Source organism: Streptomyces sp. SKN60 (assembly GCF_026236535.1).
Classification (GTDB): domain Bacteria; phylum Actinomycetota; class Actinomycetes; order Streptomycetales; family Streptomycetaceae; genus Streptomyces.
In genome coordinates, this window is sequence record NZ_JAHTMW010000003.1 from 141,870 (window position 1) to 155,554 (window position 13,685).

11 protein-coding genes are annotated in these 13,685 nt (G+C 72.6%); 6 read left to right on the plus strand and 5 right to left on the minus strand.

From position 1 onward, the window contains the following. Positions 1-127 precede the first annotated feature (127 nt). The 4 genes from KV205_RS06585 to KV205_RS06600 all read left to right on the plus strand — a co-directional run bounded on the left by KV205_RS06585 (position 128) and on the right by KV205_RS06600 (position 3,573). On the plus strand, positions 128-685 hold the full coding sequence (locus tag KV205_RS06585; protein ID WP_265862923.1) for a hypothetical protein: 558 nt from the start codon (positions 128-130) through the stop codon (positions 683-685). Between the two features lie 92 nt (positions 686-777). Then, on the plus strand, positions 778-1,614 hold the full coding sequence (locus tag KV205_RS06590; RefSeq protein WP_265862924.1) for a DUF4097 family beta strand repeat-containing protein: 837 nt from the start codon (positions 778-780) through the stop codon (positions 1,612-1,614). Between the two features lie 193 nt (positions 1,615-1,807). Beyond that, positions 1,808-2,785: an ATP-binding cassette domain-containing protein gene (locus tag KV205_RS06595; protein ID WP_265862926.1), complete on the plus strand. Its 978-nt coding sequence runs from the start codon at positions 1,808-1,810 to the stop codon at positions 2,783-2,785. After that, positions 2,782-3,573, plus strand: a complete 792-nt coding sequence (locus KV205_RS06600) for an ABC transporter permease (RefSeq protein ID WP_265862928.1) — start codon at positions 2,782-2,784, stop codon at positions 3,571-3,573. Before KV205_RS06595 ends, KV205_RS06600 begins: the two co-directional genes overlap by 4 nt. 51 nt (positions 3,574-3,624) lie before the next feature. On the opposite strand, the gene KV205_RS06605 is transcribed toward KV205_RS06600, so the two are convergent. Further along, positions 3,625-4,098 carry a pyridoxamine 5'-phosphate oxidase family protein gene (locus KV205_RS06605; RefSeq protein ID WP_265862929.1) on the minus strand — a complete coding sequence of 158 codons (474 nt, stop codon included), beginning with the start codon at positions 4,096-4,098 and terminating at the stop codon, positions 3,625-3,627. Positions 4,099-4,208: 110 nt separating this feature from the next. On the opposite strand from KV205_RS06605, the gene KV205_RS06610 reads away from it, so the two are divergent. Beyond that, complete coding sequence (locus KV205_RS06610) at positions 4,209-6,944, plus strand: LuxR C-terminal-related transcriptional regulator (RefSeq protein WP_265862931.1); 2,736 nt, start codon at positions 4,209-4,211, stop codon at positions 6,942-6,944. Here the strand turns inward: KV205_RS06610 and KV205_RS06615 are convergent. The 3 genes from KV205_RS06615 to KV205_RS06625 all read right to left on the minus strand — a co-directional run bounded on the left by KV205_RS06615 (position 6,941) and on the right by KV205_RS06625 (position 10,509). Then, the gene (locus KV205_RS06615) at positions 6,941-7,405 is read right to left on the minus strand and encodes an iron chaperone (protein ID WP_265862933.1); all 465 of its coding nucleotides are present in this window, start codon (positions 7,403-7,405) and stop codon (positions 6,941-6,943) included. The genes KV205_RS06610 and KV205_RS06615 overlap by 4 nt on opposite strands. Before the next feature lie 133 nt (positions 7,406-7,538). Then, complete coding sequence (pntB, locus tag KV205_RS06620) at positions 7,539-8,957, minus strand: Re/Si-specific NAD(P)(+) transhydrogenase subunit beta (protein ID WP_265862935.1); 1,419 nt, start codon at positions 8,955-8,957, stop codon at positions 7,539-7,541. 1 nt (position 8,958) lies between these two features. Next, positions 8,959-10,509 carry a Re/Si-specific NAD(P)(+) transhydrogenase subunit alpha gene (locus tag KV205_RS06625; RefSeq protein WP_265862937.1) on the minus strand — a complete coding sequence of 517 codons (1,551 nt, stop codon included), beginning with the start codon at positions 10,507-10,509 and terminating at the stop codon, positions 8,959-8,961. Positions 10,510-10,793: 284 nt separating this feature from the next. Between KV205_RS06625 and KV205_RS06630 the strand changes: the two genes are divergently transcribed. After that, the gene (locus KV205_RS06630) at positions 10,794-12,212 is read left to right on the plus strand and encodes a cytosine permease (protein ID WP_265862939.1); all 1,419 of its coding nucleotides are present in this window, start codon (positions 10,794-10,796) and stop codon (positions 12,210-12,212) included. A gap of 54 nt (positions 12,213-12,266) precedes the next feature. Here KV205_RS06630 and pntB (KV205_RS06635) read toward each other — a convergent pair whose 3' ends face one another. Next, positions 12,267-13,685 carry a Re/Si-specific NAD(P)(+) transhydrogenase subunit beta gene (pntB, locus tag KV205_RS06635; protein ID WP_265862940.1) on the minus strand — a complete coding sequence of 473 codons (1,419 nt, stop codon included), beginning with the start codon at positions 13,683-13,685 and terminating at the stop codon, positions 12,267-12,269.

The window sequence follows — 13,685 nt, forward strand, 5'->3', positions numbered from 1 at the left end:
TCCGGCGCCCCCTCTGGCGCCTTCCGACGCCACCTGAGGCCACCTGACGCCACACTTGGCACCATGTGGCACCACAAGGCGCCATAGACACTTGCCATGGCGCCACTTTGGCGCCATGCTGGTTCTCATGGACCTGACCCCCTACGTCGAACACCTCCGGCACGAGCTCGCGGTCGCCGCCGAGGCAGGCGGGGACGACGCACGCGCCCTGGCGGAGCGGCTGACCGCCCCGCTGGAGTCCGCCGCGCGGCTCACCCTCCTGAACGCGCTGTCCACGGCCTCGGAGGAGATCACCCGCGAACTGGCGCCCGGTTCGGTGGACGTCCGGCTGCGGGGGCTCGACCCGGAGTTCGTGGTGTCGGCGCCACCGATGGCACCACCCGTGGCGCCATCGGTTTCGACCCCGGCGTCCGCGCCGGCCTCGACCCTGGCCTCGCCCCCTGCCCCGACCCCGGCGGACGCGGACGACGGGGGCACGGCCCGGATCAACTTCCGGCTCCCCGCCCACCTCAAGGCCCGCGTCGAGGACGCGGCCGGCCAGGAGGGCCTGTCCGTCAACGCCTGGCTCGTACGGGCGGTGGCCACCGCCCTGGATCCGGGCGCCGCACCCCGGCCGGCGGCCCCGCCGTCGGCCGCGCCGCGCGCCCCGCGCCAGGGCCAGACCTACCAGGGCTGGGCCCGCTAGGACCTGCCCGGCCCACTGCCCCCGCGCTCGCCCCTCCCCCTCCCCCTCCCATCTGCGCATTCATCCTTCACAGTCACGAGGACGGCACAGCCATGCCCACATACGAGACTCCCGAGCCCATCACCGCGATCCTCGAGTTCGACATCAGCCACGTCCGGCTGGCCGCGAGCAAGCGCACCGACACGGTCGTCGAGGTCGTGCCGAGCAACCCGTCCGACGACAACGACAACCGTGCGGCGCAGCAGACGAAGGTCACGTACGCCAACGGCACGCTGACCCTCAAGGGACCCCGGAAGCGTTCGGTGTTCGGCAAGGTCGGCTCGGTCGACGTCACCATCGAGCTGCCGGCGGGTTCGCAGCTCCAGGCCCACACCTCCATGGGCGACGTCAGCGGCCAGGGGCCGCTCGGCGAGAGCCGGGTCAGGTCCGGCCTCGGCGACATCCGGCTCGACGAGACCGGCCCGGCCGTGCTGCGCACCGACCACGGCGACGTCCGCGTGGACCGGGTCGTCGGCGACGCCGACATCAACGGCCAGGGCCGGATCGACCTCGGCGAGGTGACGGGCGAGGTGACGCTCAAGAACGGCATCGGCGACACCACGATCGGCACGGTGACCGGCGAGCTGCGGGCGAAGGTGTCCATGGGCCGGGTGACGGTCGGCGTCGCCGAGTCCTCGGTCGACATCCGCACCTCGCAGGGATCCATCCAGGTCAACGAGGTGGCCCGGGGCCGGGCCGAGCTCCGCACCTCGCTCGGCGCTGTGGAGATCGGCATCCGCGAGTCCACCGCCGCCTGGCTGGACGTCACCGCGAAGGTCGGCGTCGTCCGCAATTTCCTCGACGCCGCCGAGGGGCCCGGCGACGCCACCGAGACCGTCGAGGTGCACGCCGGCACCAATGCCGGCGACATCGTGATCCGCCGCGCCTGACCGAGCGCCTTCGGACCGGGCCCGAGCGCCACCGAGCCCTGGGCCCGCACCTCACGGGGCCCGGCCCTCCACCCGTAACGCACCACCCGTAACGCACCACCCGCCTCGCGCACCGCCAGGCGCATCTTCGGCATGCCTTCGCAACCACCAGTGCCATGTCACATCACACACCCCAGGCCTCCCAGGAGCCCTCATGACCACCGCATACGACACCGCCGTCGCGCCCGCGATCGCCGCCCAGGGGCTGCGCAAGTCCTACGGCGACAAGGTCGTGCTCGACGGCGTCGACCTGACCATCCCCGAGGGCTCGGTCTTCGCCCTCCTCGGCCCCAACGGCGCCGGCAAGACCACGACCGTCGAGATCCTGTCCACCCTGATCGCGCCGGACGGCGGCCGGGCCCGGATCGCCGGGCACGACCTGGTCGAGCGGCCCGACGGGGTGCGCGGCGCGATCGGCGTGACCGGGCAGTTCGCCGCCGTCGACGGGCTCCTGACGGCCGAGGAGAACCTGCTCCTGATGGCCGCGCTGCGGCATCTGCCCCGGCCGGAGGGCCGGCGCCGGACCGCCGAGCTGCTGGACCGTCTGGAGCTGACGGAGGCCGCCCGCAAGCCGGTGTCCACCCTCTCCGGCGGTATGCGGCGCAAGCTCGACCTGGCGATGACGCTGGTCGGGAAGCCGCGCATCATCTTCCTCGACGAGCCGACCACCGGTCTCGATCCGCGCAGCCGCCGCACCCTGTGGGAGATCATCCGCGGCCTCGTCGACGGCGAGGGCGTGACGATCTTCCTCACCACGCAGTACCTGGAGGAGGCGGACCACCTCGCCGACCGGATCGCGGTCCTCGACCGCGGCCGGATCGTCGCCGAGGGCACCGCCGACGAGCTGAAGCGGATCGTCCCGGGCGGACACATCCGGCTGCGGTTCGCCGAACCGGCCGATCTCGACCTGGCCGCCCGCCACTTCGGCGCCGCCGCGCGGGACACCGAGGAACTCACCCTGCGCATCCCCAGCGACGGCGGCATCCCGACGCTGCGGGCCGTGCTCGACATCCTCGACGCGGCGGAGCTCCAGCCCGAGTCGCTGACCCTGCACACCCCCGACCTGGACGACGTCTTCCTGACCCTGACCGGCACCGGCACCCCGAACACCACCGTGGAGATGGCCCGATGAGCACCTTCGGCTTTGCCGTCAGCGACTCGCTGACCATGCTGCAGCGCAATATCAAGCACGCCCTGCGCTATCCGGCGATGACCGTCTCCGTGGTCCTCATGCCGGTGATGATGCTGCTGCTCTTCAACTACGCGTTCGGCGGCGCCATCGGCGCGGGCATCGAGGGCGCGCCGACCGGCGGCGGGAAGTACATCGACTACGTCGCCCCCGGCATCATCCTGATGACGGCGACGGCCGGCGCGGTCGCCACGGCGGTCGGCGTGTGCGTCGACATGACGGAGGGCATCGTCAACCGGTTCCGTACGATGTCGATCTCACGGGCCGCGTTCCTGACCGGGCATGTGGTCGGCAGCGTGCTGCAGACCCTGGTCGCCATCGCGCTGGTCGTCGGCGTCGCGCTCGCCATCGGCTTCCGGCCGCAGGCGACGCTCGTCGAATGGCTCGCCGCGGCCGGCCTCCTCACCCTGCTCACCCTCGCGCTGACCTGGCTGTCGGCGGGCATCGGCCTGGTGTCCAGGACCCCGGAGTCGGCGAGCAACACGCCGCTGCCGCTGACCTTCCTGCCCTTCCTCGGCAGCGCCATCGTGCCGACCGACTCCATGCCGACCGGACTGCGCTGGTTCGCCGAGTACCAGCCCTTCACTCCGGCGATCGAGACCCTGCGCGGTCTGCTGATGGGCACCCCGATCGGCGACAGCGGCTGGATCGCCCTCGCCTGGTGCGCCGGCCTGAGCCTGGTCGGCTATCTGTGGGCGCGCTCGGCCTTCGGCCGTACCGCCAAGCGCTGACCCGGGCCGGTCAGGGCCGCGGCCGGGCCGGGACCTGGAGCGGCGCACCGCTCAGTCGAGCCAGCTCCCGTCGCGCATCAGCTCCCGCCCCCGCAACTCGTCCGCCTCGCGCCAGGCCTGCACCCGGCGCGGGGTGACGCGGTACCAGCGGTAGCGGGAGCCGAGCGCGTACGGGTCGAAGCCGGTGCGCGCCTCGAAGCGCTCGCGGCGCTCCGGCGGCAGCGCGTCGATGGCGAGGGTCTCGACGTCGCCGTCGATCGTGACGACGTCGCGGGTGTGGCCGAGCGCGAGCCGGGCGGTCCCGCCGGCCGCCAGGTTCCGGCCGGTCGGACCGTCGGCGAGGGTGGCGAGGAGCAGGGTCCGGCCGTCCCAGTCGAAGGACAGCGGTACGAGGAAGGGCGCGCCGTCCGGCGAGGCGCTGGCCACCCAGAGGTCGACGTCGTGCGCGAGCCGGTGCTCGGTGTCGCGCCGCCGCTCGGCGCGGGTGCGGGGTGTGGAGGTGGAGCCAGGGGCCTCGGTCGTCATGGTCGCTCCTGTCGCTCGGGACGGGGTGTGTGCCGTGGGCACAGCCTCTCCCGGACCCGGCAGGTACCGCCTCCGTGCTCGCCACGGAGAGCGCCACGGATAATGACCTGGTGTCAACTCCCCTGATATCGGCGCGAGAAGCCGAAGTGCTCGCCCTCCTCGGCGAGCACCTCAGCAACGCGGAGATCGCCGAGCGGCTCTTCATCTCGGTACGGACGGTCGAGTCCCATGTCTCGTCGCTGCTGCGGAAGTGGGAACTGCCGGACCGGCGGGCGCTGTCCCGCCGCGCGACGCGGACGACGGGCCCCGGGCGGGCGCCCGCGCTGCCGGCTCCGCTGACCTCGTTCGTCGGACGGGTCCGGGAGCGGGCGGAGTTGACGGCGGCGGTACGGGCCCACCGCCAGGTCACGGCGGTCGGTCCGGGCGGCGTGGGCAAGACCCGGCTGGCGCTCGCCGTGGCGGAGGCCGAGGCGGCGGGCGACGGGTTCGCCGACGGGGTGTGGTTCGTGGATCTGGTGCCGGTGACGGATCCGACGCGGATCCCGGCGGCGGTCGCGGCGGCCCTGGGGCTCGGCGAGCAGCCCGGCCGCGGCATCGAGGACACCCTGCTCGCCGCCCTCGCCGACCGCACGGCGCTGCTGGTCCTCGACAACTGCGAGCACGTCCGCGACGGCGTCGCGCCTTTCCTGGAGCGCCTGTTGGGCGCCTGCCCGGGCATCCGGGTGCTGGCCACGAGCCGGGCCCGGCTGATGGTCCCCTTCGAGTCGGTGACCCCGGTCCCGCCGCTCTCCCGGGAGGGCGGCGCCGGTTCGGACGCGGTGGCCCTGTTCATGGCGCGGGCGACGGCCGCCGGCTACGGTCCCGATCCGGCGCTCCGGCAGGAGGTCACCGCGCTGTGCGAGCGGCTCGACGGCATGGCCCTGGCGATCGAACTGGCCGCGGCCCGGCTGCCCACCCTCGGTATGGACGGCCTGTCGGCCGGCCTCGCCGCACCGCTGCGCATCCTGGCGGGCGGCCCGCGCGTCGGCGAGCGGCACCGCTCGGTGCGGGCGGTCCTCGACTGGAGCCACGAGCTCCTTGGCCCCGCGGACCGGACGCTGCTGCGGAGGGTCTCGGTGTTCGTCCTGCCGTTCACGGCGGAGGCGGCGGCCGAGGTCGCCGCGTCCGCCGTGGCCGACGTGGCCGACGGTCTCGCCCGGCTCGCGGAGCAGAGCCTGCTCACCGTGACCCACTCGGCGTCCGGCACGCGCTACCAGGCTCTGGAGACCATCCGTCAGTACGGGGCGGAGCACCTCGCCTCGGCGGGCGAGGAGGAGGTCGTACGTGCGCGGCACGTGCGCTGGGCGCCGGCGCAGCAGGCGGTGGAGGAGGCCCGGGTCGCGCTCGACTGGGCCGCCGGGCGACCGGAGCTGCGCGCGGAGGCCCATCGACTCGCGCTTGTACTCGGTGAGTCGACGTTCGGCCGGCAGCTGCTCAGCGAGTCGCAGGAGCGGTACGAGCAGGCGGCCGGGCTCGGCGGGGACGCGGAGGCGGTCCTGGCCCTGCGCGAGGCCGCCGAGGTGGCCGGGTGCCGGCGGAGCGGCGAGGACATGTTCCGGCTGTACCGGGCCGCCGCGCGGGCCGCGCTGCGTGCGGGCGACGAGGTCGGCGCCGGGCGCGCGCTGGCGGCCGCGGCCACCGTCGCGTACCGCTACTCCAGCACCTTCGCCCGGCTCCCCGAGGCGGCCGAGGTGACGGGTCTGCTCGTGGAGGCGCGCACGCTGGCCGGGGCGGGCGATCCGGCCGGGGACGCGGCCGTCGCGCTCGCGGAGGCGGCGGTGACGGCGGACGCGTACGGCGCGGTGCAGGGCGACGCGGAGAACTCGGCGGTGGAGACGGTCGCGTACGCGGAGCGGGCGGTGGCGCTTGCCCGGGCGGCGGGCGATCCGGTGGCGGAGTCGGCGGCGCTCGACGCCCTGTCCGGGGCGCGGAGTTGGGCCGGTGACCCGTTCGGCGCGGCGGCCGCCGCCCGCCGCCGGATCGAACTCCTCGCGCCCCTGCCGCCCTCCCCCGCTCCCACTCACGAGCGGCTCGACGCCCTGGCGATGGCCGCCGGCAACGCACTGGGTGTCGGCGACCTCGTACGGGCCCGGCGATGGAGCACGCAGCTCGCCGCCCATCCCCTGCTTTCGGAGGCCGGCCACCACGCCACGTCCTGGCTCCTCGTCACGGAGGGCCTGGCCGGCCGCGCCGACGCCGTGCTGCGGGGCGCCGACCGGTTCCGTACCGCATGGGAACGCAGCGGCCGGCAGCGCTCGTTCGTGCTCGGCCCGGCCGCGGCGACCGTCGCCATGGTCCACGGTCTGCGGGGCGACGACGCGGCCCGGGCGGTCTGGCTCGGCATCGCGGACCAGGCGGGCCCCGTCCTCGACCACCGCCACGGCTTCGGCGCGGTCTTCGACGCCACGGTCCTGCTGCACGACGGCGACCCGGAGGCCGCCCTGGAGCGGCTCGCACCGGAGCCGGAGGAGGTCTGGAAGTGGGTCTGCTGGGTGTGGCTGCACGGGTACGTGGCGCTGCGCGCCGAGGCCTCGGCCCTCGCCGGCCGCCCGGAGGCGCCCGCCCGCATCGCGGCGGCCCGCCGCCTGGTCGCGGGCAATCCGGTGGCCACCGCCCAAGTGGACCGCGCAGAGGCCCTGTTGACCGGCGACCGTGACCGACTCCTCGCCACAGCCGGCGCGTTCGAGGCGGCGCACTGTCCGTACCAGGCGGCGCGCAGCCTGCTGCTCGCGGGCGGGGACCGTACGCCGGAGGGCACGGCGGCCCTCGCGGCACTCGGCATCGTGCCCGCGGCAGCCCGCGGCTAGGCCGTGCCGACGGCGCGGGTCACCAGGGCGGCGATCCGGTCCTCGACCTCCGGCGTGACCTCGGTGAGGGCGTAGCCGGCGGCCCACATCGGGCCGTCGTCCAGGCGGGCCCGGTCGCTGAAGCCGAGGGTGGCGTAGCGGGAGGTGAACTTCTCCGCGCTCTGGAAGAAGCAGACGACCTTGCCGGCCTCGTCGGCGTAGGCGGGCATGCCGTACCAGAGCTTCGGGGCGAGGCCGGGGGCCGTGGCGGTGACGACGGTGTGGATCCGCTCGGCCATGGCCCGGTCCGCATCGCCCATCTCGGCGATCTTCGCGAGCACGTCGGCCACTGCCAGCGCGGCCTTCTCCGCCTTGGAGCCGCGCCGCGCGGCCGCCGCCTTGGTCTCGCGGGCGTGGTCCTTCATCGCCGCCCGCTCCTCGGCGGTGAAGCCCTCGTACGCGGTGGTCGTGGTGCTGGTCATGGTGTCTCCCCCTGTCGGTGGTGGTGGCGTGATCGCCGTGACCCCAGTCTTCCGAGCGGGGCCACGGACCACATCCGTGCTCACCACGGAGACGCCCACGGAGAGCACCACCGAAAGCACCACGGGCTCCGCGTCAGAGCTCGGTGACGATGTCCTCCACCCGCTGCTTCGCGTCGCCGAAGAGCATCGCCGTGTTCTCGCGGAAGAACAGCGGGTTCTGGACCCCGGCATAGCCGGACGCCATCGAGCGCTTGAAGACGATGACCTTGTCCGCCTCCCAGACGGTGAGGACCGGCATGCCGGCGAGCGGGCTGCTCGGGTCCTCCGTCCCGGCCGGGTTCACGGTGTCGTTGGCGCCGATGACGAGGACGACGTCGGTGTCGGCGAAGTCCTCGTTGATCTCGTCCATGGCGAAGACGATGTCGTACGGCACCTTCGCCTCGGCGAGCAGCACGTTCATGTGGCCGGGCAGCCGCCCCGCCACCGGGTGGATGCCGAAGCGGACCTCGATCCCCTTCGCGCGCAGCTTCTCGGTGAGTTCCGCGACCGGGTACTGCGCCTGGGCGACGGCCATCCCGTATCCCGGTGTGATGATGACCGAGCGTGCCGCCTCCAGGAGTTCGGCGACGCCTTCGGCGGTGATCTCCTGGTGCTCGCCGTAGTCGACGTCGGAGCCCGACGGCGCCTCGATGCCGAAGCCGCCGGCGATGACGGAGAGGAAGGAGCGGTTCATCGCCTGGCACATCAGATAGGACAGATACGCACCGGAGGAGCCGACCAGGGCGCCCGTGACGATCAGCAGGTCGTTGCCGAGCAGGAAGCCGGAAGCGGCGGCCGCCCAGCCGGAGTAGCTGTTGAGCATCGACACCACGACCGGCATGTCACCGCCGCCGATCGAGGCGACCAGGTGCCAGCCGAGAGCGAGGGCGAGCACCGTGACGGCGATGAGCGGCCACAGGGCGGGCGCGGCCACGAACCACACGGCGAGCGCGACGAACAGCCCCAGGGCGCCCAGATTCAGGGCGTTCTTGCCAGGGAGCATCAGCGGCCGGGAGGCGATCCGGGCCGACAGCTTCAGGTTGGCGACGATCGAGCCGGTGAAGGTGACCGCGCCGATGAACACACCGATGAAGACCTCGGCGTGGTGGATGCCCAGGGTGCCGAGCGCTTCGAGGTCGGAGGCCTCGGCGCCGCCTGGCCGGTGCTCGACGGTGAGGTAGCCGTTCCAGCTCACGAGGACGGCGGCGAGACCGACGAACGAGTGGAGCAGCGCGATGAGTTCGGGCATGCCGGTCATCTCCACACCACGGGCGCGCCAGAGGCCGACGAGCGCGCCGACCAGCATGGCGAGGCCCATCAGCGCGGCACCCGCCCCGGTGATGTCGCCGTCGGCGGCGAGGACCACGGTGGCGACGAGGGCGACGCCCATGCCGAGGATGCCGAAGGCGTTCCCGAGCCGGGCCGACTCGTGCTTGGAGAGCCCGGCGAGGGCGAGGACGAACAGCAACGCGGCGACGAGGTAGGCCGCTTGAGCGGCGAGGGTCGCGGTCATCTCAGCTCCTGCGGAACATGGCGAGCATGCGTCGCGTCACCGCGAAGCCACCGAAGACATTGATGCCGGCGAGCAGGATCGCCACGCAGGACAGCACGGTGACCGCCGTGTCGCCGTGACCGATCTGGAGCAGCGCGCCGACCACGATGATTCCGGAGATCGCGTTGGTCACCGACATCAGCGGGGTGTGCAGGGCGTGGTGCACATGGCCGATGACGTAGTAGCCGATGACGATCGCGAGCACGAAGACGGTGACATGGGGCAGCAGCGCGGCGGGCGCGAAGCCGGCGAGGAGGAACAGGGCCAGGGCGCCGAGCGCGACCACGCCGAAGCGCCGGGCCGGGGTGGCGGGCCGCTTGACGGGCGAGACCGGTACGACGGCCCCGGCCGCGTCCGCGGTCCCGGGGGCCGCCGCCGCGGGCTTCGGTGCGGCGGAGACCTGGACGGGTGGCGGTGGCCAGGCCGTCTCGCCGTCCCGTACGACGGTGATCGAGCGCTGCACCGGGTCGTCCCAGTCCAGGACCGGGCAGCCGTCCTTGCCCGGGGTGAGCAGCTTGAGCAGGTTCACCAGGTTGGTGCCGTAGAGCTGGGAGGCCTGGGCCGGCAGCCGCCCGGCGAGATCGGTGTAGCCGATGATGGTCACGCCGTTGTCGGTGACGGTCTTCTCGCCCCGCACCGTGCCGATCACGTTGCCGCCGTTGGCGGCGGCCATGTCCACGATGACCGAGCCGGGCCGCATTCCGGCCACCATCTCCGCGGTGATCAGCGTCGGCGCGGGCCGCCCCGGGATCAGCGCGGTGGTGATGACGATGTCCGCCTCGCGGGTCTGTGCCGTGTACAGCTCGACCTCGCGCGCCTTGTAGGCGTCGCTCATCTCCTTCGCGTAACCGGTGGCCGAGACCTCGACCTCCGGCGACTCGATCGACAGGTACTCGCCGCCCAGTGAACGCACCTGCTCGGCGACCTCGGGACGCGGGTCCGTCGCCCGTACGATCGCGCCGAGCGCTCCGGCCGTACCGATCGCGGAGAGTCCCGCGACGCCGGCGCCCGCGACGAGCACCTTCGCGGGCGGCACCTTGCCGGCCGCCGTCATCTGTCCGGTGAAGAAGCGCCCGAACTCGTGGGCCGCCTCGACGACGGCCCGGTAGCCGGCGATGTTCGCCATCGAGGAGAGCACATCCATCGACTGGGCCCGGCTGATCCGCGGCACGGCGTCCATCGAGAGCGCCGTCACGGGGCGCCGGCCGAGCTCCTCGACCATCGCCCGGTCGAAGGCCGGCGCGAACAGGGCGATGACCGTGGCGCCCTCCCTGAGCCGGTCGAGCTGCGCCGTGCTCGGGGCGTTGACGCCGAGGACCACGTCGGCGGCCGCGGCCTCGCCGATGCGCGCGCCGGCGGCCACATAGGCGCTGTCGGCGAAGCCCGCGGCGGCGCCGGCGCCCGGGTCGACGACGATCTCGTACCCCAGTTTGCGGAGGGGCTCGACCGTGGCCGGCGTGGCCGACACGCGTTTCTCGCCCGCCCGCGCTTCCTTGAGGACTCCGACAATCACGAATGCTCTCCGTTCGCTTCTCTTGCCGTCATCGGCCTGCTCCCACTCGACCAGAAGTGCGCCCGCCACGATCAGGGCCACGCCGATGCCGCACCACCGGCGTGACGGCGCGGCCGGCCGCGCACGGAGAGGCTTCCACACGTCCCACGGGCCGTGGCAAGACCGCGAAGCGGCCACGCCGGGCGGCGACCCCTCGATGAAATTGTTCATTCAAAGCCTTGAACCCTGTTGACCTCTATGCGAGATTCGGCGCACCGAAGACGCAGTGGGGAGAGGGAGAGGGCATGGAGCGGCGCACCATCGAGGTCATTCCCGACGCCGAGCGGCACGGCACGCCACGCAGCCAGTTCACGCTGTGGTTCGGCGCCAACATGCAGATCACCGCGATCGTCGACGGCGCGCTGTCCGTCGTCTTCGGCGCCGACGCGCTGTGGGCGATACCCGCGCTGCTCATCGGCAACGTGCTGGGCGGCATCGTGATGGCGCTGCACTCCGCGCAGGGGCCGCGGCTCGGCGTACCGCAGATGATCTCCAGCCGGGCGCAGTTCGGCGTCCACGGGGCGGTGCTGCCGCTGCTCCTGGTGATCCTCATGTACCTGGGATTCGCCGCGACCGGCAGCGTGCTGGCCGGTCAGGCGCTGTCCGCGATGCTGCACATCGACGACACACGGGCCGGGATCCTGGTCTTCGGCGTGCTGACCGCCGTGGTCGCCGTCACCGGCTACCGGCTCATCCACGCCGCCGGCCGGGTCGCCACCGTCGTCGGCGTGCTCGGCCTCGGCTATCTGCTGGTACGGGTGTTCACCCAGTACGACGTCGGCGCGCACATCGGGGTCAAGGGCTTCGACGCGGCTACCTTCCTGCTCGCCGTGGGGCTCGGCGCGGGCTGGCAGCTGACCTTCGGCCCGTACGTCGCCGACTACTCGCGCTATCTGCCGCGGGACACCAGCACGCGGGCGACGTTCTGGTCGACGTTCGCCGGTTCGGTCATCGGCTCCCAGTGGGCCATGACGCTCGGGGCGCTCACCGCCGCCGTCGCGGGCGACGCCTTCCTCACCGACCAGGTGGGCTTCCTCGGCGACCTGGCCGGGCCCGCGGTCCTCGCCGTGCTGATCTACCTGGTGATCGTGGTCGGCAAGCTGACCGTCAACTGCCTCAACGCGTACGGCGGTTTCATGTCGATCCTGACCACCGTCACCGCCTTCGACGGCCGCTCCCGGATCTCGACGGCCGCCCGCGCCGCGTACATCATCGGCTTCACCGCGGTGTCGATCGGCATCGCGCTCGCCGCCAGCGCCGACTTCCTGAACAACTTCAAGAACTTCGTGCTCCTGATCCTGATGGTGTTCACCCCGTGGAGCGCGATCAATCTGGTCGACTACTACCTGGTCTCGCGCGAGCGGGTCGACATCCCCGCCCTGTACGACCCGGAGGGCCGGTACGGGCGCTGGAACGTCACCGCGCTCGTCTGCTACGTCCTCGGGGTCGCCGTACAGATCCCGTTCCTGGCCACCAAGCTGTACACCGGCGCGATCACCGAGCGGCTCGGCGGCGCCGACGTCTCGTGGCTCGTCGGGCTCGCGTTCACCGCGGCCGTGTACGGCCTGTGGGTACGGCGTACCGCCGATCCACCGGCCGCGACCGTGCACCCGGCCACCGCCGACGCGGCTGATGGCCTCGGCGAGGCGGTCGGCACCTCCTGACCCGGCGTGGACGGGGGTCTCCGTCCACGCCGGGCCGGGAGGCGTCCGTACGGCTCAGAGCGCGCCGACGATGTCCTCGACCCGGGCCTTCGCGTCGCCGAAGAGCATCGACGTGTTGTCCTTGAAGAACAGCGGGTTCTGGACGCCGGCGTAACCGGAGGCCATCGAGCGCTTGAAGACGATGACCTTGCCGGCCTCCCAGACGGTGAGGACCGGCATGCCGGCGAGCGGGCTCGACGGGTCCTCGGCTCCGGCCGGGTTGACGGTGTCGTTGGCACCGATGACGAGGACGACGTCGGTGTCGGAGAAGTCCTCGTTGATCTCGTCCATTTCGAGGACGATGTCGTACGGCACCTTGGCCTCGGCCAGGAGGACGTTCATGTGGCCGGGCAGCCGGCCCGCGACCGGGTGGATGCCGAAGCGGACCTCGACGCCCTTCGCGCGCAGCTTCGAGGTGAGCTCGGCGACCGGGTACTGGGCCTGGGCGACGGCCATGCCGTAGCCGGGGGTGATGACCACGGACCGGGCCGAGGACAGCATCTCGGCGGCGCTCTCCGCGGTGATCTCCTGGTGCTCGCCGTAGTCGACGTCGGAGCCGGAGGGCGCCTCGATGCCGAAGCCGCCGGCGATCACCGAGAAGAACGAGCGGTTCATCGCCTTGCACATGATGTACGAGAGGTAGGCACCCGACGAGCCGACCAGCGCGCCGGTGACGATGAGGAGGTCGTTGCCGAGCAGGAAGCCGGAGGCCGCGGCGGCCCAGCCGGAGTAGCTGTTGAGCATCGAGACCACGACCGGCATGTCGCCGCCGCCGATGGAGGCGACCAGGTGCCAGCCGAGGGCGAGGGCGAGGACCGTCACGGTGATCAGCAGCCACAGCTCCGGCGTGATCACGAACCACACGGTCAGGGCGACGAACAGGCCGAGCGAGCCGAGGTTCAGGGCGTTCTTGCCCGGGAGCACCAGCGGCTTGGAGCTGATCTTCGCGGAGAGCTTCAGATAGGCCACGACGGAGCCGGTGAAGGTGACGGCGCCGATGAACAGGCCGATGAAGACCTCGGCGTGGTGGATGCCGAGCGTCCCGAGCGCGTCCAGGGCCTTGGCCTCGTGGCCCGCGGGGTCGTGCTCGACGTTGAGGAAGCCGTTCCAGCTGACCAGGACGGCGGCGAGGCCGACGAAGGAGTGGAGCAGCGCGATGAGTTCGGGCATGCCGGTCATCTCGACGCCACGGGCCCGCTGCAGCCCGATCAGCGCGCCGATCAGCATCGCCACGCCCATCAGGCCGAGGCCGGCGGTGCTGATGTCGCCGTCGATCGCGAGCACGATCGTCGCGACGAGCGCGACGCCCATGCCGAGCATGCCGAAGGCGTTGCCCAGCCGGGCCGACTCGTGCTTGGAGAGTCCCGCGAGGGCGAGGATGAAGAGGAGTGCGGCAACGAGGTAGGCCGCCTGGGCGGCGATGGTCGCAGTCAT